This window comes from Flaviaestuariibacter terrae, assembly GCF_054777635.1.
Window position 1 is genome coordinate 453,028 of record NZ_BAAHAL010000006.1, and the last position, 16,326, is coordinate 469,353.

Below are 16,326 nucleotides of genomic sequence, written 5' to 3' on the forward strand. Positions count from 1 at the left end.
ATAACGAATGAAAAAGATCCTCCAATACCTTTTCGAGCACAAGACCCTGCCCCGCGCGGAGGCCCGCCAGATCATGCTGGGCATCGCCGAGGGGCGCTACAACGAGGCTGAGCTAGCCGCCTTCATCACGGTATTCCTGATGCGGACCATTACCATCGACGAGCTGCAGGGCTTCCGCGACGGCCTTCTCGGGCTGGCAAAGCCGGCAAGCCTCGCGGCCTATGCGCCGATCGATATCGTGGGCACCGGCGGCGATGGCAAGAATACTTTCAACATCTCCACGCTCGCCTGCTTCGTGGTGTCGGGTGCCGGGAAGAAAGTCGCCAAGCACGGCAACTACGGCGCTTCCTCCATCAGCGGCGCCTCCAACGTGATGGAAACGCTCGGGTACCGCTTCCGCAACGAGCAGGATCAGCTCGAGCGCGAGATCGAAGTGGCCGGGTTTACCTTCCTCCATGCACCGCTGTTTCATCCAGCGCTGAAGGCCGTGGCCGGAATCCGCCGCCACCTGGGCTTCCGTACGTTCTTCAATATGCTCGGTCCGCTGGTCAACCCGGCGATGCCTTCCTACCAGCTCATCGGGGTGTACAGTCCGGAGCTGCTGCGGATCTACAACTACCTGCTGCAGCAGCAGGAGGGAGGCTTCACCCTCATTCACGGCCTCGATGGCTACGACGAGGTATCGCTCACCAACGATACGAAGGTGATCACGCCAGCGGGTGAGCGAGTTTGCTCCGCGGTAGATCTGGGCAAGCGCACCGTGCAGCCGGCCGACATCAGCGGTGGTGCCAGCGTAGAGGATGCGGCTCGTATTTTCCGGAAGATCCTCAACGGCGAGGGGAGCTGGGCGCAGAATGCGGTGGTGCTCGCCAATGCGGCCCTCTCTTTGCATGGCTCCGGTGGTTTTGCTCATTACGAAGACGCCTACGGTGCCGCGGTGGAAAGCCTCGAAAGCGGCCGCGCCCGAAAGGTCTTTGAAACATTAATCAGCCTGCAATGACGATACTGGACCAGATCATCGCCCGCAAGCGCGAGGAAGTGGCCGAGCGCAAGTTCGACGTCACCCCCACGGAGCTGCGCGAACAGCCGCTTTACGAAGCACCGCGCCGCTCTATGGCCTATACCATCGAGTTGCCCGGAAGCACCGGCATCATCGCCGAGTTCAAGCGAAAATCGCCCTCGAAAGGCGCCTTCGTGCACGAGCTTGCGACACCCGCTGTCGTGGTAAAGGCCTACGACGAGTATGGCGCCGCGGGCATCTCGGTGCTCACCGACGGGCCCTTCTTCGGCGGCTCGCTGCAGGACCTTGCCGACACGCGCCGGCAGACCGAAACACCGCTGCTGCGCAAGGACTTTATCATCGACCGGTACCAGCTGCTCGAAGCCCGGGCCTGGGGCGCCGATGCGGTGTTGCTGATCGCTGCCGTGCTGAGCCCGCAACAGGTGCAGGAATTTGCCGCGGAGGCGCGTGAGCTTGGCCTGGAAGTATTACTGGAATTGCATACCGAGTCGGAGCTCGGCCATATCTGCCCGGAGGTAGCGATGGTCGGCGTCAACAACCGGAACCTGAAAGATTTTTCCGTCAACCTGGAGCACTCCGTGCGCCTCGCCGAAGGAATCCCTTCGGGCAAGATCCGCGTGGCGGAAAGCGGCATCAGTAGCCCCGGGGACGTAATTTTTCTGCGCTCCAAAGGGTTCCATGCCTTCCTCATCGGAGAGCACTTTATGAAAGACCCCGACCCCGCCGGCGCCTTTGCCGCATTTGCCGGGGCCCTGAAAAAACAAGCCTTATGAAATTAAAAGTATGCGGACTCACCAGCGCCGCGCAGATGCAGGAAGCCTACGAGCTTGGTGTCGACTACGTGGGTATGGTGCTGTACTCCGGGTCAAAGCGGTCGGCGCTGCCATCGCTGGCCCGCGAATCGGCTGCCATCCGGGCCGTGGAGGCCGCCAAGGTCGGGGTCTTCGTCAACGAGTCCTGCGACACGATCCTCCGCCTCGCCGAGGAGCTCGACCTGACCGCGGTGCAGTTGCATGGCGACGAGACGCCGGAGTTCTGCGACAATGTTCGCGAGCGCGTCAACATCATCAAGGCCTTCCGGGTAACTCCCGGAGCCGACCTTGATGCGCTTGTAAAGCCTTACCACGACAGCTGCAACTATTTCCTGTTCGATACCTACAGCGAAAACTTTGGCGGCAGCGGCGAGCGCTTCGATTGGAACGTGCTCGAAAAATCGCTTATCGACAAGCTGTTCTTCCTGAGCGGCGGGATTGCACCGGGAGACACGGACCTTGTGCGCGGGTTCTACCATCCTTTTCACTACGGCATCGACATCAACAGCCGCTTTGAAACGGCGCCGGGCGTCAAAGACATGGCCCTTATCAAACAGTTCCTGAGCGACCTGCATGCCAATGAGCCCGGGCGTGTGCAGGGAGCCGACCAATAAGACGAATCAAGCCACCATGAATACCGAGTTGAATACTACCCTGTCGCCATCGCCGGATGAGCATGGCTATTACGGCCGCTTTGGCGGCGCCTATGTGCCCGAGATGTTATTTCGCAACGTGGAGGAGCTGCGCAGCCGCTACGTAGAAATACTGGAAGACGCTGGCTTCCGCCGCGAGCTGGAAAGCCTGCTGCGCAACTACGTAGGGCGCCCGACCCCGCTGTACTTCGCAACACGACTGAGCGCGAAGCTCGGTACGCGGGTATACCTGAAGCGCGAGGACCTGTGCCACACCGGCGCGCACAAGATCAACAATACCGTTGGCCAGATCCTGCTCGCCCAGCGTCTTGGAAAGAAGCGGATCATCGCCGAAACCGGCGCAGGCCAGCATGGTGTGGCTACGGCCACCGTGTGCGCGCTAATGGGCCTGCAGTGCATCGTGTATATGGGGGAGAAGGACATCGCCCGGCAGGCACCCAACGTGGCCCGCATGAAGATGCTCGGCGCCACCGTCGTGCCGGCCACGAGTGGCTCCAAAACACTGAAGGATGCCACCAACGAGGCCATCCGCGACTGGATCAATCATCCCGACGATACGCACTACATCATCGGCTCCGTCGTTGGCCCGCATCCCTATCCCGACCTCGTGGCACGCTTCCAGAGCATCATCAGCGAGGAGATGCGCGCGCAGCTGAAAGAAACAACCGGCTCCGAGCTCCCGACGCACGTGGTGGCCTGTGTCGGTGGCGGCTCCAATGCGGCGGGCGCCTTCTACCACTTCGTGAACGAGCCGGCTGTGGCGCTCGTGGCCGTGGAGGCCGCGGGGCATGGTGTCGAAAGCGGCAAGAGCGCTGCCACCACGCAACTGGGCCGCGAGGGAATATTGCACGGAAGCCGGAGCCTTGTCATGCAAACGAGCGACGGCCAGGTAGTGGAACCGCACAGTATTTCTGCGGGTCTCGACTACCCAGGTATTGGCCCGCTGCATGCCCACCTGTTCCAGAGCGGCCGCGGGCAATTCCTCAGCGCTACCGATGATGAGGCCCTTCGTGCCGCCTTCGAGCTGGCGCGCCTGGAAGGCATCATCCCTGCCCTCGAAACCGGCCACGCGTTTGCCGTGCTGCCAAAGCTCGGTCTGACCGAAAAAGACTGTGTCGTCGTGTGTCTCAGCGGCCGCGGCGATAAGGACCTCGCCACGTATATGGAAGCCATGGAAAACAACCACGAGCTGAATGTGTCAACCGATTAACGTATCAACCACTCAATTTCTCCGCACAGCATGAGCCGCCTCTCCCAATTATTTGAACGAAAGAAAAGCCGGGTCCTGAACGTGTATTGCACGGCCGGCTACCCCGAGCTGGATAGTACCGTACCCGTACTCCGTGCCCTGCAGGCGCATGGTGCCGACATCATCGAGCTGGGCATGCCCTACAGCGACCCGCTTGCCGATGGACCCGTGATCCAGGCCAGCAGTGCCCGCGCCCTCTACAACGGCATGAGCATCGAAACACTGTTTGCGCAGCTGGAGCCGATACGCAGGGAGATTAGCTTGCCCATCGTGCTCATGGGCTACCTCAACCCATTGCTGCAATACGGCTTCGAGGCCTTCTGCGCCAGGGCCGCGGCCTGCGGCGTGGATGGACTCATTATTCCCGACATCCCGCTGCACGCTTATGAGCGGGAGTATGGGCCGATTGTGCGGCAGTATGGCCTCGACTTTATTTTTCTCGTTACGCCCGAAACGCCGGAAGCCCGCGTGCGCCAGCTCGATGCGGCGAGCAGCGGTTTCCTGTACGCCGTTTCTTCGTCGTCGGTAACGGGCTCGGCGAAAGACTTTTCGGCAGTGGAGCGGTACCTCGAGCGGCTGGAAGACCTGCGTCTCAGCAACCCGGTGCTGGTGGGCTTTGGCATTCACGACCGGGAGACTTTTGATGCCGCCTGCCGCCATGCGTCGGGAGCCATCATCGGGAGCGCCTATATCCGTGCGCTCGCCGACGCGCCGTCGATCGATGAGGGAACAAGAACGTTCCTGGAAGGCGTGCTGCACTAAAAAAGGAACCTTTCGGTTCCTCTGAGCGGGAGACGGGACTCGAACCCGCTACCTACAGCTTGGGAAGCTGTCGCTCTACCAGGTGAGCTACTCCCGCTTATTGTTTTTTTTGAGTACCTGCAGCTTGGGATCCGCCAGCCGGCGGACTACCAGGTGAGCTACTCCCGCTTATTGTTTTTTTGAGTACCAACAGCCTGGGATCCGCCAGCCGGCGGACTACCAGGTGAGTCCCGCTTATTGTTTTTTTTTGAGTACCTACAGCTTGGGATCCGCCAGCCGGCGGACTACCAGGTGAGTCCCGCACCGTTCGCAATTAACTTTGGGCAAAATAACATGAATCTCGCAATTATCAAATACAACGCAGGCAATATCCAGTCGGTACTGAATGCGCTCGAAAGGCTTGGCGCGCCGGCGACGGTTACCGACGACCCGGAAGCGATCCGCGGCGCCGACAAGGTCATCTTTCCGGGTGTGGGCGAAGCCAGCACGGCGATGGCCTCGCTCCGCGAAAACGGCCTCGACACGGTACTTCAAGGCCTGCAGCAGCCGGTGCTCGGCATCTGCGTGGGCATGCAGCTCCTCTGCAGGCACTCCGAAGAGAACGACACCGCGGCGCTCGGCATCATCCCGGTATCCGTGCGGCGCTTTCCGAAAGGGGCCGGGGCTGAGAAAGTACCCCAGGTGGGCTGGAACACGATCCACGACCTTCGAACGCCGCTGTTTACGGGCGTTGCGGAAGACAGCTACGTGTACAACGTGCACAGCTATTATGCCGAGGACAGTAGTTATACGATCGCGCGCTGCCACTATATACTCGATTATGCAGCCGCCGTGCAGAAGGACAACTTCTACGGCGTGCAGTTTCACACCGAGAAAAGCGCCGCTATTGGCGACCGCATTCTCCAAAACTTTTTGACGCTTTGATGGAACTCATTCCCGCCATAGACATTATCGACGGCAAGTGCGTGCGGCTCACGCATGGCGACTATAGCCAGAAGACGATCTACAACGAACACCCGCTGGAGGTGGCCCGCCAGTTCGAGGATGCCGGACTCCGCAGGCTTCACCTGGTGGATCTTGACGGAGCAAAAGCCGGCGCGGTACGCAACTGGAAAGTACTCGAAACACTTGCCTCGAAAACAGGCCTGGTGATTGACTTTGGTGGCGGTATCAAAACGGAGGGCGACGTGCGGATCGTATTCGAGTGCGGCGCGAAGCTGGCCACCGTGGGCAGCGTGGCCGTAAAGGACGAGGCAGAGTTCCTGCTCTGGCTCGAGCGCTACGGCCCCGAGGCTTTCCTGCTCGGCGCCGACGTGCGCGATGAGAAGATCACCGTCAGTGGCTGGCTCGAGAAGACCGATATCTGGATCTATGATTTCCTCCAGCAGTACATCGACCGCGGCATCCGGCAGGCATTCTGTACCGATGTGTCGAAAGACGGCGCCCTCCAGGGTCCGGCGATTGAGCTGTACCGCAACATCGTGGAGAAATTCCCCGGGCTTCATTTTATCGCCAGCGGCGGCGTCTCCTCGGTCGACGACCTGCATCGGCTCCAGGAAGCGGGCTGCAGCGGCGTCATCATCGGAAAAGCGATCTACGAGGGCCGTATCCGCCTCGACGAGTTAGCCCGCTTCTCCTGAATCTTAACGATCACATATTCGCACATTCGAAACCTATGCTCGCAAAACGAATCATACCCTGCCTCGATATCAAAGACGGCCGCACGGTGAAGGGCACCAACTTCGTAAATCTCCGCGACGCCGGCGACCCCGTGGAGCTGGCGGCGGAATATGCGCGCCAGGGCGCCGACGAGCTCGTATTTCTCGACATTACGGCTACCGTTGAAAAGCGCAAGACGCTGGCGGAGCTCGTGCTCCGTGTGGCCAGGGCCGTCAATATCCCGTTCACAGTCGGCGGCGGTGTTCGGAGCACCGACGATGTGGCCGTGCTGCTGCAATCGGGTGCCGATAAGGTGTCCATCAATACGGCGGCATTCCACGACCCGGCACTCATTTCGGGCATCGCGAAGATGGCGGGCTCGCAGGCGGTAGTGCTGGCCATCGACACGCGGCAGGAAGACGACGGCGAGTGGTACGTGTACCTCAATGGAGGCCGTACAAAAACGGAAACACGCTGCCTCGATTGGGCGCGGCGGGGCGCCGAGCTGGGGGCGGGCGAGATCCTGCTCACCTCCATGAACCATGACGGCACCAAGGCCGGCTTTGCGCTCGATATCACCCGGAAATTGTCCGACGAGCTGCCCATACCCGTGATCGCCTCGGGTGGTGGCGGTACCCTGCAGCACTTTGCGGATGTATTCCTGGAAGGCCATGCCGATGCAGCCCTTGCGGCAAGTGTGTTTCACTTCAAGGAGATCGAGATACCGGCCCTGAAGGCTTTTCTGAAAGAACAAGGCATACCCGTGCGTATCTGAGCCTGGCAGCACTACCGCATTACTACATTCGCACATTAGCCCATTCCCCGTTTACATTTGCGCTATGGTTCAAGCCTACAATTTCCTGGGCAGCTGGCAGCTCTTTCCCGAAAAGGGAACCTATGAGACCGGTGGCCGGCCCAAGAGTGGCATCTACAAGATTGAAAGCCCGGAAGGCAAGCGCGAGCTGCTCATCACGCACAGCTGGGTATCGCTCGAAAACGAGGCCTTCCATTCCACCTACAGCGTTGTGGGCGATGGTGAGCTGCACCCGTTTTCCGACCGCGCCCTCGCCGATGAGGTGCAGGTGACCTTTCCCGACTCGATCACCTTCGAGCTCCATTTTTACCGCGGGGGCCAGGTGCTGCTCCATATTGTTCATGACATCCAGCCCAATGGCTACCTGAAACTGACCGTGCAGGGATTCAACAGCGACGGCTCGCCCTACACCAACGTGGAGGTCTTTCACAAGCAAATGAGCGTATTGCCCTATTCGGCATCGGTATCGGGGGCGCTGGTAAAGCCGAACGAGGAGGGCGTCATCCGCCACAAGGCGCTGACGGCGATGGAGGAGCAGACCAATATGCAGCTGGAGCAGATCCGCAAGCAGATCGAGCTTCTCGCGCTGCAGGCCCAGGAGATCCACAAGCGCAAGGAGCTTTCGATGATGATCTACAACGCGAAGATCTCTTTCAAGCCCGAGATCGGGCAGGTGTACTACCTGTATGAAAAAGCCGATGGCAACCACATCATCTCGCTCATCTCGCCGAAGGAGTGGGGCGCGGGGATGCCCTATAAAGGCTGCGTGGCGGCGGTGCAGCTGCTGGCGGATCATACGTGGAAAGAGCTGTAGAATATCGAATAACGAATTTCGAAATAAAGAAAAGGGTATGACAAAGCTTTCCGTCAATATCAACAAGATCGCTACGCTGCGTAACAGCCGCGGCGGCAATAATCCCGATGTCGTTAAGGCGGCCATCGATGTGCAGGAATTCGGCGCCGACGGCGTAACCGTGCACCCGCGCCCCGACGAGCGCCATATCCGCTATTCCGACGTCCGTGCGATCAAGCCGATCATCAGTACCGAGTTCAACATCGAAGGCAACAGCCGCGAGCAGAAGTTCGTGGACCTGGTGCTGGAGGTGAAGCCCGACCAGGTAACGCTCGTGCCCGACGAACTCGGCCAGCTTACGTCCGACCATGGCTGGGACACCGTGAAGAACCGCGACTACCTCCGCGAGATCATTGCGGTTTTCAAGGCAGCCGGTATCCGGGTGTCGATCTTCGTAGACCCGGTGGTAGCCATGGTGGAAGGCGCCGCCGAGACAGGCACGGATCGCATCGAGCTGTATACCGAGGGATATGCGCAGGCCTACCTCAAATCGCCAAAGGCCGCGGTAGCGCCTTATGTTGCCGCCGCGCAGCGGGCACAGGAGCTCGGGCTCGGTATCAATGCCGGCCATGATCTGGACCTGAAGAATCTTCAGTTCCTGAAGCAGTCGCTCCCGCGTCTCGACGAGGTGAGCATCGGCCATGCCCTTATCTGCGATGCGTTATACCTCGGGCTTGAGAACAGCGTGCAGCTCTATAAGCGGCAGGTGCAGTAACACGACAAAGGCGTCGCATTGCGACGCCTTTGTTTTACTGGCAAGACTGTAGAAATACTGCCGGCTAGGCGGCTTCCCACTTGCTGATTTCATTTTTGACATATTCCTGCCATCGCTTCGTCTTGTTCTTTTGCCGCATGTACAGGACGGCAAGCGTTATGGCCGTCACCGCAACACCCACAGTGGCCAGCAGCGTGTAATTCGCGCGGGCCGGGGGCACATACGTGACGCCGGTTTCGTTGGTAAGCGCGGGCTCGTGCACATAGCGGCCGTCTTCGGGCATCGCGATATCCCAGAACTGGCGGGTAAGTTTATTGAGTGCCTTGCGGGCTTCGGCGCCGTACATACTCACGCCATGGCCTGTGGCGATCACCTGCGGCTGCAATTGAGCCAGGAGCCGCACGGAGCGGGCTGCGGCGCCCCAGTCGATGGTAAAGTAGCGCGGCGGTCCCTGCAGCTCTTTTTTCTGCGTCATCACGGAGAGCGCCGAATTCTGGTTGGTGGTCGTTACGGCATCACCCGCAACGAGTACGCCGTCGTGCTCACGATAGAGACTGATATGACCGGGAGCATGGCCCGGTGTATGGAGCCAGCGCCACTCGGGCATCCCGGGGATGCTGCCGTCCTCGTCGAGGAGCTGCAGGTGGTCTTCGGCGTTGATGGGGCCACGGGGATAGGTGAACGAAAGGTAGGCCATGAGACCGCCACCGACGCTGGGATCGGCCGGCGGGTACTGCGAGCGGCCCGTCAGGTACGGAGCTTCGAGCTTATGGCAATAGATCGGGCAACCCCATTCGCGCGCCAGCTCGAGCAGCGAGCCCACATGGTCGAAATGTCCATGCGTGAGCACAATGGCCGAGGGCCGGCTGTTGCGGCCACCGAACACGTTGGCGGCGAGGGAGCGGATCTTTTCCGCCGACGACTTAAGACCCGCGTCCACGAGGATCCAGTTGTTGGTGCCACCCCCGTTTTGCAGGATGAAGCTGTTGACAAACGTATCCTTCACCCGCCAGACGCCCGGCGCCACGACGAACTGGTTCTTTCCGATCTCGTGCTCTTCGGTCGCGGTCACGACGCGGTTTTGTATGGCCGTTCTGTTCATATAGATGTTTTGCTCTACGGCACAAATAGCATACCACCGCTGCCGCCCCTGACTGGCCTTTTCTTTGCCCTGCCCCAATGAATCAACAGGCTATAAGTATGAAAAAGCTGTTTTGGATCGCCGCGCTGCTCTTAGGCACTACGGCCGCGGCAGACGCCCAGAGCTCGGGCGCAGGCACCGGTTCGCGCACGACCGGCGCCGTATCATCATCCGGGAGCAGCCGCCCGCTGCACAGCGCGAAAAAACGCGTAACCGTCCGGGGCAAGAAAGGGCAGAAGAGAGTCGTCACCCGCACGGTGCCGCTGCAGGAGGACAAAACCTACCACTGGAAAGATGGCCAGCGTGCAACGCCGACCGGTCATGAGGCCGTGGGCGTGAACGAGGGCGGCGCGGTAGCCAAACCGCGGAAGGATTCACTTCAGGGTCCCCGTCCGCGCTAGGCTCAGGGCGCCGGGGCGAATGCCAGCACCCGTGCCGGCTGGCCCTTGCGTGCCTCGGTGCTGATGTAGAGTGTTCCGTCGGATCCGAAACAAAGGCCTTCGGGCTGCGGCATCAGCCCGGCTTTGATCGCCTGGAAGCTGAGCAGCTTTCCGCTCCGGTCAAAAACGGCAAGGCCCTTCGTCTCGCGCGTCGAGAGCACGTAAAAATTGCCGCTCTGCGGATGCACGGCGATCGCCGAAGGGTAGAAGCCAGCCTTATTGCCGGTGGCGGCCTTGATCTCCTTGTGGTTGATCACGAGCACCGGGTCGGGCAGGAGTGTTTTGCGCACCGGGTCGTAGGCGTAGATGCTGCGCGTTGATTTTTTCGCATCGTCGACACCCGACGCGTTCTTGCATGCGATCAGCAGGTGCCCGGTCTTCGGATCATAACAAAGGCCTTCGGTGTTGTTCTTTTTGCTGAGCCGCGTATCCAGCTCCTCGGTTTGCGGGGCCTGGCGCCAGTTGCGTACGGCGAACAGGTCGCCATGGCTCCACAGCACATAGGCCGTGCCGTTAACGAGGGCGATATCTTCCACATCGAACTTGGCCTGGTCGGTTTTCCGGAACGTGCTTTTGAGCTCCACGACGGGCTTCCGGGACAGGTTAATGAGGTAAAGCGTGGGGGTCAGGTCCTCGATCGCCAGCAGGTGCTCATTGTCGACCCAGGTGATCCCGGATATTTCATTTAGGGAGGCCGGCAGGTTCCAGGTTGCTTTCGGGTGATCAAGCTGGTAGCCGCTCTGGGCGTGCAGGGACAGCGATGCCAGGCAAAGCAGGGGCAATAAAAAACGCGCATTCTTCATGCGCGTAGTTGCTGCAATCGCTGTTCCAGCCTACTGGCAGCCCAGCAGCTCGCAAAGTCTGGCCTCAAGTGCCTCACCGCGCAGGTTCTTGCCCACAATGCGGCCATTGGGATCGATGAGGAAGTTTTGCGGGATGCCCTGTACACCGTACATCCGGGCCACCGCGTTGTTCCACTGCTGCAGGTCGCTCACATGCGTCCAGGTAAGACCGTCGGCATGGATGGCATTGATCCACTTCTGGCGGTCGTCGTCGAGGGAGACGCCGAGCACCGTGAAGTTCTTGCTGGCGAATTTGTGCCAGGCACGCACCACGTTCGGATTTTCGGCGCGGCAGGGGCGGCACCAGGAGGCCCAGAAGTCGAGCAGCACGTACTTGCCCCGGAGCGACGAAAGCGTTACGGGCTTCCCGGTAGTGTCGGCCTGCGTGAAGTCGGTGGCTTCGGAGCCGATGGAGCCGATGAGATTCTGGGCGATGTAGGCGGCCAGGCTTTTGCCGATTCCCGATTGCTGCACACTGCTGTCGAGGCGGCGGAAGCGCTCGTTCAATACCACCGGGTTGTCGAGCAGCTGGGCGGTGTTGCCAAGCACAAAGGGCGACACGTAGGAGTGGGGCTTCGCCGCGATGTATTGATCCACGAGGGCATCCACGACATGCTTGACCGAGTCGAAGGAATTGACAAGGCGCGCACGCTCCGCGGGATCGGAAGTGGTGTTGGCCTGTGTAGCGTATTGATTGATCAGCCCGAAAAGCGGCATGAACACATTCTGGAACTGGACGAAATCGGCTTGCGACGTGGAGCCCTCCACGCGCAGCTGCGCGAGGTCGGCGCCCTTCGTGACCACCTTGGTTTTTGCCGCTGCGGTCTTGCTTCCTTTGCCGGCCGGCTTTACCACCGTTTTTTCCTTGATGGCGGGTGCCGTCAGGGTGATGGCCGTGTTTTCGACATACAGGTATTTGGGTTCGCTCTTACCGATCTGGAGCATCAGCAGCTGCGGCTCGGGCACCTGTCCCTGTAGCTCGAACTGGCCGTTGCGGCTGATGGCGTTTGCTATGGGGGCGTTGTTCTGGGCAGTTAGATGAATCTCTGTGCTGTCTTTCAGTCCTTCCAGGTTGCCCTTGATGCGGAAACCCTGTTGCGACCAGGCAGCAGCCGGCAGCAGCAGGAGTACGGTAAGAAAACGTTTCATTGTCATTCGGGTTGGTGTCGTTTCTGCAGTACGTCAACGACGTTGGCCAAGGTACAATCCTTTGCCTGTAATAAGATCAGGTAATGGAAAAGAAGGTCGGCGGCCTCGCCTAAAAATAACGCCCTGTTAACGTCCTTCGACTCGATCACGAGCTCCACGGCTTCCTCGCCCACTTTCTGCGCGATCTTGTTGATGCCCTTGCCGAATAATTTCCGCACATACGACGATTCGTCGCTGCCCTTGCGGCGCAGTTCGATGATATGCTCGAGATAATACAGGAAGTCGGCGCGGCTGTTTTTTTCGGTCCAGCAGGTGTCGGCGCCGGTATGACAAACAGGACCCTTCGGCTCGGCTTTCACCAGCAGGCTATCGCGGTCGCAGTCGACAAGGATCTGGCGCAGCTGGAGCGAGTTGCCGCTTTCCTCGCCCTTCGTCCATAGCCGGTTCCTGGTGCGGCTCCAGAACGTGACGAGGCCGGTTTCTTCGGTGCGCTTCAGGGCTTCCGCATTCATGAAGCCAAGCATCAATACTTTTTCCGTATTGAAATCCTGCACCACGGCCGGAATCAACCCGTCTGCGTACTTGGAGAAGTCGAGGTCTTCGAGAGCTGTGTTCATGGTACAAATGTAGGATGTGTGATGGCGGATGGCTGAAATTGCCAACCCTCTTTTTGCAGATCCGAGATCAGACATCCGAGATCAGACATCCGAGATCTGCGATCAAAGATCTTTCCGGAGCCATTTGAAAAAAAGTGGCTGCCGGGGCTTGCCAAAGCGCGGGTCGTCGGGGAAGGGTTCCTCGGCGCCGGTTTCCCGGTAGCCGTGACGGTGGTACCAGTCGAGCAGCTCGCTGCGCACCGAAATGACGGTCATCACGATCGCGCCGCAGCCCGCACGAACGGCCTGGCCCTCGGCCGCCTGCAGCAGCTTCTTGCCGATCCCCGATCCTTGCCGGTCGGGACTTACCGAAAGCATTCCGAGGTACAGCTCGCTGCCCTTTTTTTCGAGGTACACGCAGCCCTGGATCGAGCCATTTTCGACGTATTTCAGCAGCACGGCGCCGGGCTCTTCCAGCTTGTGCTGCAGTTCGTCGGCATCGGTGCGCTGCTCGCCTTCGATGAGGTCGGCTTCGTGCGTCCAGCCGTTGCGGGCATCGTCGCCCCGGTAGGCGCGGTTGAGCAGTTGAAGCAATTCGGGGATGTCGGCTTTGCCGGCGGGAACAATGATCGGCGTCATGGCATTTATTCCGCGCAAAAATAAGTTGCGGCCCCCACGCAACAGAAAAGCCCCTTCCGGGGCTTTAATAAGTTTGCAGCAGGTATTGACTATGCATAGCTGTTCAGCAGGATATAGAAGCTGACGCCCCAGAAGGCGAGGAACAGGACAATCATCATAATCGTGGTCCCGAGGTGAAAGCCCTCGTGAGACTCACTAACCGCACTCATTCGTTTCATCACGTCTTTCATAACATTGGTTTTAAGATCAAGTCGTTCTGCTTCTGTAAGCGGAAAAACGTGCCAATCGGATTTGGGCAGATTCGGATGGTTGTTCATGATCAAAACATTTACGAAGTGTGGAGGGCGGGCCACACAGCGCTACCGGATATTCGTTCGCTGCGGGCTTCGCTGGGCATCCTCTTTTTTTATCGGAGCTCAGGCTGCGGCTTGCAGCTTCTTTTCTTCGACAAGATAGCCGGGCTTCGGGGCGCCCACAAGAGCAGAACCCCCTTATTTTTGATCGTGTTTTCCCGGAAAGAAGCATCGGAATTACGGCAAGCCTTCTGGACCACCTTCGGCCAGTACCTGCAGCCCATCCTCTCGGCCGACGGCGAGCGGGTGAACTGGGTCAATTACAAAACGGGGGAGAAGGACATCAGCTTCCGCATGGAAACGGGCAACCGGGCTGCGCAGATCGGGATCGTGCTCGCCCACAAGGACGCAGGTCTCCGGCAGCTATACTGGGAGCAATTCGTACAACTACGTCCGCAACTCGAGGCACATACGGGGGAAGAATGGACCTGGCAACCGGAATACTACGACGAGTGGGGCGCCGTGTCGGGCCGTATTTATACAGAGCAGGAAGACCTGCTGGTGCTGCGCAGGCCCGACTGGCCCGCGCTCATTCAATTCTTCAAGCCCCGCATCATTGCTTTGGATGCTTTCTGGAGCGAGGCGAAATATTACTTTGAAGCCTTGCGCTGAGCGGACGCTGAATGGGTTGTGCTGTTACAAAACTGCCACATATTTTCTTGTATAAGAAATAAAGAATTCCGGATTTGCGTTTCGATAGGATATGCCCAATAGAATCCGGATAGTTCGCTACTTATTCTTTCTGTTTGTTTCAGATGTTTTTATCCTGGCAGCTGGAGCCCAATCAACAAGGTCTGACCGGGAGACGGATGTTTGCAAGCATGGGACTTTGCGGGCACAAGTGCGTTGCGACAGCCTCTACAATGTCAACGGTACGGTACGGTCCTTACGATTCGATAGCATTTTATTCGACCGGAAGGGTAGGGTAGCGCAGGTATTTCAACGGTATGTGGGTTTGACTAAAACCGACATGAATCGGTTGTTGACGGGCGCGGAGGTTTGCTACCTGCCATCCGGGACTGTTAGCGTTTGCCTGCAGGGTGAACGAGGAACATCCGCCGTGAAAGCCGAGTACCTGTTAAAAGGGAATGTACTTCTCAGTAAAGTTGAATCTGACTCGTTCTCGCACGTAAACGAAGCCTATTCACTGGCAGCGAATTTTCAATTACTGCGTTGCGATGGCCGTTACGATGTCCGATGGTCTTCGCTGGGCAAAAGCAGAATTTCATTTCTACGGGTCAGAGGCAGTAGTAGTCGCTGGACGCTATTTCGTAGTGGCGCCGCGCTGGTAGCCGTTCCCGTCGAATTGGAACGGGATTTTCTCGATCTTTTCTCCCACACTCCGTCGGCGATTTCAGCATTGGGTAAGAAGCAATTCGGTCTTGATCCTTGGGAGCTACCATTCGATGATTGGGTTGTTGACTACCTGCAACAGGAAAAGATGCCGCGGACAGTAGTGTTCACGGGTCGTGACATCGATTTTGAAACAAAGCTCTGGGTACGTTGGGAAATGTCTACACTGAGGAGCACGGCGCCGCCCTGTCGTTCTACTCTTTTCATTGATAAACGTTCTGGTAGAAAGGGCGTGAAGCTTTATTACCGGTCAAGTACAAAGCCTCATTGCCTGATCCCATGATTTCTCCTGCTTATACACCGTGAATCTTCTCTTTCACAACCTACGCTGCCATCTCTCCCTTATCCGCCTTCAGTTTCGTCCGGTTATGTTCCGCCGCCTCTTTCACCAATTCTTTGTTGATATTGACCGCCGCTTTTGCGCCTTCGCCTGCTGCTACCACGACGAAATGCATATCCCGTGACGCATCGCCAGCCACATAAAGCCCGGTGATGTTGGTTTGCTGCGAGCGGTTGGTGATGACGGCGCCTTTGTTGCCCACGGCGCAGCCGAAGGTCTCGGCGAGGTTGCACTGCTGCGTAAAGCCATTCACGAAGAAGAGCGCGTCCATCGGTACCAGCTCGCCGCTCTTCAGCCGCACGCCCTGCAGCAGCCCGTCCTTCCCTTCGAGGCCCTCCAGCGGATCCGTAATAATTCGGATGCCGCTTGCCTCGAGGTATTCGCGGGTCGACGCCTTGATGGCCCTGTTGCCGTCGGTAAAGTAGGTGACGTCGTTGCTCCAGGTGTTTTTAAGCGCGAGCGCCAGCTCGGAGCCGTCCTTGCGGCGGGCGTACACCGCGAGCCGCTGGTCGCACCACTCCCAGCCGTCGCAATAGGGGCAGTGGTGCACCGAGCGGCCATACATCTCCTCGAAGCCCGGGAGCTTCGGGAGGTTATCGCTGAGACCCGTCGCCACAAGCAGCTTCCGGGAGAGGTAGCAGACACCGTCGTCGTCGAAAGCTTCGAACAAGCCGGACTCGTTGCGGGCGGCACGGACGATCTTTTTCCGCAGCACTTCGACCCCGTATTTCTGCAGTTCGGGGGCGCAGAGCCGGAGGAACTCCGCCGGTGGAATATGATCGCGCGTCAGGTAGTTGTGCATGCCGTGCGACCAGCGGTTGCGGTACTGACCAGTATCGAATACGAGTACTTTGCGACGGCAGCGGCCCAGTACGACCGCGGCGTTGAGACCGGCGGGCCCGCCGCCGATGATGAGGCAATCCAGAATATCCATA

20 protein-coding genes and 1 tRNA gene are annotated in these 16,326 nt (G+C 59.0%); 13 read left to right on the plus strand and 8 right to left on the minus strand.

Annotated features, from left to right (window positions below; translation table 11 throughout):
* Positions 1 to 7 precede the first annotated feature (7 nt).
* Genes trpD through trpA form a run of 5 tightly spaced genes read left to right on the plus strand, consistent with a single transcriptional unit; the run spans position 8 to position 4,497 of the window.
* The gene (trpD, locus tag ACYU7Z_RS02650) at positions 8 to 1,000 is read left to right on the plus strand and encodes an anthranilate phosphoribosyltransferase (protein ID WP_460567137.1); all 993 of its coding nucleotides are present in this window, start codon (positions 8 to 10) and stop codon (positions 998 to 1,000) included.
* The gene (gene trpC / locus ACYU7Z_RS02655) at positions 997 to 1,794 is read left to right on the plus strand and encodes an indole-3-glycerol phosphate synthase TrpC (protein WP_460567138.1); all 798 of its coding nucleotides are present in this window, start codon (positions 997 to 999) and stop codon (positions 1,792 to 1,794) included. The genes trpD and trpC overlap by 4 nt, the downstream gene beginning before the upstream one ends.
* Positions 1,791 to 2,447, plus strand: coding sequence for a phosphoribosylanthranilate isomerase (locus tag ACYU7Z_RS02660; RefSeq protein WP_460567139.1), 657 nt, complete (start codon positions 1,791 to 1,793; stop codon positions 2,445 to 2,447). Before trpC ends, ACYU7Z_RS02660 begins: the two co-directional genes overlap by 4 nt.
* 16 nt (positions 2,448 to 2,463) lie before the next feature.
* Positions 2,464 to 3,696: a tryptophan synthase subunit beta gene (trpB, locus tag ACYU7Z_RS02665; protein ID WP_460567140.1), complete on the plus strand. Its 1,233-nt coding sequence runs from the start codon at positions 2,464 to 2,466 to the stop codon at positions 3,694 to 3,696.
* A 30-nt stretch (positions 3,697 to 3,726) separates the two neighbouring features.
* Complete coding sequence (gene trpA, locus ACYU7Z_RS02670; protein WP_460567141.1) at positions 3,727 to 4,497, plus strand: tryptophan synthase subunit alpha; 771 nt, start codon at positions 3,727 to 3,729, stop codon at positions 4,495 to 4,497.
* 24 nt (positions 4,498 to 4,521) lie between these two features.
* Here the strand turns inward: trpA and ACYU7Z_RS02675 are convergent.
* Positions 4,522 to 4,594: transfer RNA gene (locus tag ACYU7Z_RS02675), tRNA-Gly, on the minus strand.
* 236 nt (positions 4,595 to 4,830) lie between these two features.
* Here ACYU7Z_RS02675 and hisH point away from each other — a divergent pair.
* The 5 genes from hisH to ACYU7Z_RS02700 all read left to right on the plus strand — a co-directional run bounded on the left by hisH (position 4,831) and on the right by ACYU7Z_RS02700 (position 8,538).
* Positions 4,831 to 5,421, plus strand: coding sequence for an imidazole glycerol phosphate synthase subunit HisH (gene hisH, locus ACYU7Z_RS02680; protein ID WP_460567142.1), 591 nt, complete (start codon positions 4,831 to 4,833; stop codon positions 5,419 to 5,421).
* Positions 5,421 to 6,137, plus strand: coding sequence for a 1-(5-phosphoribosyl)-5-[(5-phosphoribosylamino)methylideneamino]imidazole-4-carboxamide isomerase (gene hisA, locus ACYU7Z_RS02685; protein ID WP_460567143.1), 717 nt, complete (start codon positions 5,421 to 5,423; stop codon positions 6,135 to 6,137). Before hisH ends, hisA begins: the two co-directional genes overlap by 1 nt.
* Before the next feature lie 35 nt (positions 6,138 to 6,172).
* A complete protein-coding gene (gene hisF, locus ACYU7Z_RS02690) occupies positions 6,173 to 6,931 on the plus strand; it encodes an imidazole glycerol phosphate synthase subunit HisF (RefSeq protein WP_460567144.1) in 759 nt (252 codons plus the stop codon).
* A 64-nt stretch (positions 6,932 to 6,995) separates the two neighbouring features.
* Positions 6,996 to 7,784, plus strand: coding sequence for a DUF2452 domain-containing protein (locus ACYU7Z_RS02695; RefSeq protein ID WP_460567145.1), 789 nt, complete (start codon positions 6,996 to 6,998; stop codon positions 7,782 to 7,784).
* Positions 7,785 to 7,821: 37 nt separating this feature from the next.
* Entirely contained in the window at positions 7,822 to 8,538 is a 717-nt protein-coding gene (locus tag ACYU7Z_RS02700) for a pyridoxine 5'-phosphate synthase (RefSeq protein WP_460567146.1), read from the plus strand.
* A gap of 64 nt (positions 8,539 to 8,602) precedes the next feature.
* Here ACYU7Z_RS02700 and ACYU7Z_RS02705 read toward each other — a convergent pair whose 3' ends face one another.
* Positions 8,603 to 9,640: an MBL fold metallo-hydrolase gene (locus ACYU7Z_RS02705; protein ID WP_460567147.1), complete on the minus strand. Its 1,038-nt coding sequence runs from the start codon at positions 9,638 to 9,640 to the stop codon at positions 8,603 to 8,605.
* Positions 9,641 to 9,738: 98 nt separating this feature from the next.
* Here ACYU7Z_RS02705 and ACYU7Z_RS02710 point away from each other — a divergent pair, with 98 nt between their 5' ends.
* Positions 9,739 to 10,080, plus strand: coding sequence for a hypothetical protein (locus ACYU7Z_RS02710; RefSeq protein ID WP_460567148.1), 342 nt, complete (start codon positions 9,739 to 9,741; stop codon positions 10,078 to 10,080).
* A gap of 2 nt (positions 10,081 to 10,082) precedes the next feature.
* Here ACYU7Z_RS02710 and ACYU7Z_RS02715 read toward each other — a convergent pair whose 3' ends face one another.
* From ACYU7Z_RS02715 to ACYU7Z_RS02735, 5 genes are all read right to left on the minus strand, one after another.
* A complete protein-coding gene (locus ACYU7Z_RS02715; protein ID WP_460567149.1) occupies positions 10,083 to 10,922 on the minus strand; it encodes an SdiA-regulated domain-containing protein in 840 nt (279 codons plus the stop codon).
* A 30-nt stretch (positions 10,923 to 10,952) separates the two neighbouring features.
* Positions 10,953 to 12,110, minus strand: coding sequence for a redoxin domain-containing protein (locus ACYU7Z_RS02720; RefSeq protein WP_460567150.1), 1,158 nt, complete (start codon positions 12,108 to 12,110; stop codon positions 10,953 to 10,955).
* Between the two features lie 2 nt (positions 12,111 to 12,112).
* Positions 12,113 to 12,727: a bifunctional phosphoribosyl-AMP cyclohydrolase/phosphoribosyl-ATP diphosphatase gene (hisIE, locus tag ACYU7Z_RS02725; RefSeq protein ID WP_460567151.1), complete on the minus strand. Its 615-nt coding sequence runs from the start codon at positions 12,725 to 12,727 to the stop codon at positions 12,113 to 12,115.
* Positions 12,728 to 12,829: 102 nt separating this feature from the next.
* Positions 12,830 to 13,345, minus strand: coding sequence for a GNAT family N-acetyltransferase (locus tag ACYU7Z_RS02730; protein WP_460567152.1), 516 nt, complete (start codon positions 13,343 to 13,345; stop codon positions 12,830 to 12,832).
* Positions 13,346 to 13,434: 89 nt separating this feature from the next.
* Entirely contained in the window at positions 13,435 to 13,662 is a 228-nt protein-coding gene (locus ACYU7Z_RS02735) for a hypothetical protein (RefSeq protein WP_460567153.1), read from the minus strand.
* A 186-nt stretch (positions 13,663 to 13,848) separates the two neighbouring features.
* On the opposite strand from ACYU7Z_RS02735, the gene ACYU7Z_RS02740 reads away from it, so the two are divergent.
* Both ACYU7Z_RS02740 and ACYU7Z_RS02745 read left to right on the plus strand, forming a co-directional pair.
* Entirely contained in the window at positions 13,849 to 14,310 is a 462-nt protein-coding gene (locus tag ACYU7Z_RS02740) for a DUF4268 domain-containing protein (protein WP_460569138.1), read from the plus strand.
* A 448-nt stretch (positions 14,311 to 14,758) separates the two neighbouring features.
* Positions 14,759 to 15,334, plus strand: a complete 576-nt coding sequence (locus ACYU7Z_RS02745; RefSeq protein WP_460567154.1) for a hypothetical protein — start codon at positions 14,759 to 14,761, stop codon at positions 15,332 to 15,334.
* Positions 15,335 to 15,374: 40 nt separating this feature from the next.
* Here ACYU7Z_RS02745 and ACYU7Z_RS02750 read toward each other — a convergent pair whose 3' ends face one another.
* On the minus strand, positions 15,375 to 16,325 hold the full coding sequence (locus tag ACYU7Z_RS02750; RefSeq protein WP_460567155.1) for an NAD(P)/FAD-dependent oxidoreductase: 951 nt from the start codon (positions 16,323 to 16,325) through the stop codon (positions 15,375 to 15,377).
* Position 16,326 lies beyond the last annotated feature (1 nt).

Coding starts and splice junctions, on each gene's coding strand:
- trpD (WP_460567137.1), top strand. CDS start 8: ATGAAAAAGATCCTCCAATACCTTTTCGAGCACAAGACCCTGCCCCGC.
- trpC (WP_460567138.1), top strand. CDS start 997: ATGACGATACTGGACCAGATCATCGCCCGCAAGCGCGAGGAAGTGGCC.
- ACYU7Z_RS02660 (WP_460567139.1), top strand. CDS start 1,791: ATGAAATTAAAAGTATGCGGACTCACCAGCGCCGCGCAGATGCAGGAA.
- trpB (WP_460567140.1), top strand. CDS start 2,464: ATGAATACCGAGTTGAATACTACCCTGTCGCCATCGCCGGATGAGCAT.
- trpA (WP_460567141.1), top strand. CDS start 3,727: ATGAGCCGCCTCTCCCAATTATTTGAACGAAAGAAAAGCCGGGTCCTG.
- hisH (WP_460567142.1), top strand. CDS start 4,831: ATGAATCTCGCAATTATCAAATACAACGCAGGCAATATCCAGTCGGTA.
- hisA (WP_460567143.1), top strand. CDS start 5,421: ATGGAACTCATTCCCGCCATAGACATTATCGACGGCAAGTGCGTGCGG.
- hisF (WP_460567144.1), top strand. CDS start 6,173: ATGCTCGCAAAACGAATCATACCCTGCCTCGATATCAAAGACGGCCGC.
- ACYU7Z_RS02695 (WP_460567145.1), top strand. CDS start 6,996: ATGGTTCAAGCCTACAATTTCCTGGGCAGCTGGCAGCTCTTTCCCGAA.
- ACYU7Z_RS02700 (WP_460567146.1), top strand. CDS start 7,822: ATGACAAAGCTTTCCGTCAATATCAACAAGATCGCTACGCTGCGTAAC.
- ACYU7Z_RS02705 (WP_460567147.1), bottom strand. CDS start 9,640: ATGAACAGAACGGCCATACAAAACCGCGTCGTGACCGCGACCGAAGAG.
- ACYU7Z_RS02710 (WP_460567148.1), top strand. CDS start 9,739: ATGAAAAAGCTGTTTTGGATCGCCGCGCTGCTCTTAGGCACTACGGCC.
- ACYU7Z_RS02715 (WP_460567149.1), bottom strand. CDS start 10,922: ATGAAGAATGCGCGTTTTTTATTGCCCCTGCTTTGCCTGGCATCGCTG.
- ACYU7Z_RS02720 (WP_460567150.1), bottom strand. CDS start 12,110: ATGAAACGTTTTCTTACCGTACTCCTGCTGCTGCCGGCTGCTGCCTGG.
- hisIE (WP_460567151.1), bottom strand. CDS start 12,727: ATGAACACAGCTCTCGAAGACCTCGACTTCTCCAAGTACGCAGACGGG.
- ACYU7Z_RS02730 (WP_460567152.1), bottom strand. CDS start 13,345: ATGACGCCGATCATTGTTCCCGCCGGCAAAGCCGACATCCCCGAATTG.
- ACYU7Z_RS02735 (WP_460567153.1), bottom strand. CDS start 13,662: ATGAACAACCATCCGAATCTGCCCAAATCCGATTGGCACGTTTTTCCG.
- ACYU7Z_RS02750 (WP_460567155.1), bottom strand. CDS start 16,325: ATGGATATTCTGGATTGCCTCATCATCGGCGGCGGGCCCGCCGGTCTC.